The sequence below is a fragment of the Acinetobacter sp. NIOH-H-8 genome, from assembly GCF_046635365.1.
GTDB lineage: Bacteria > Pseudomonadota > Gammaproteobacteria > Pseudomonadales > Moraxellaceae > Acinetobacter.
Window position 1 is genome coordinate 1 of the sequence record NZ_JBHDVN010000203.1, and the last position, 446, is coordinate 446.

Consider the following 446-nt stretch of genomic DNA (forward strand, 5'->3'; position numbering starts at 1 on the left):
CGCCCATCTTCATGGAGTCCACCGCCGAGCGCAGGCTGGCGTAGCTGGTCATGATCAGCACCGGTGTGCCTTCGGCCAGTTTGATCAGTTCGGTGCCGGGTGCGCCGGGCAGTCGCAGGTCGCTGACGATGAGGTCGAAACCCGGGATGCTGTAGCGCTCCTGTGCTTCCTGCACCGAGCCGGCTTCGCTGACCTCGTACTGGTTGCGTTCGAGGAGGCGCCGCAGGGCTGAGCGGATGATGGTTTCGTCTTCGACGATCAGTATGTGTGACATCAGTACTCTCTCGACGGTCTGGAGGCAGAACCGGCGCCGGGCCGGTACGGCAGTCGCCTCTTCAACTTACGGCGTGTGACGCTTCGACATGCCGCGGCAGGGTGATGCGAAAACGGGTGCCGCGTTGCGTTTCCGGGTCAGCCGGGCTGTCGATATCGATCTGGCCATAATG

The 446-nt window shown here is 63.0% G+C and carries 1 protein-coding gene; it reads right to left on the reverse strand.

Features of this window, described 5'->3' with window-relative positions:
- On the reverse strand, nucleotides 1-274 hold a 274-nt coding region (locus ACEWB7_RS17810), incomplete at its 3' end, for a response regulator (protein ID WP_411581061.1).
- Between the last annotated feature and the right edge of the window lie 172 nt (nucleotides 275-446).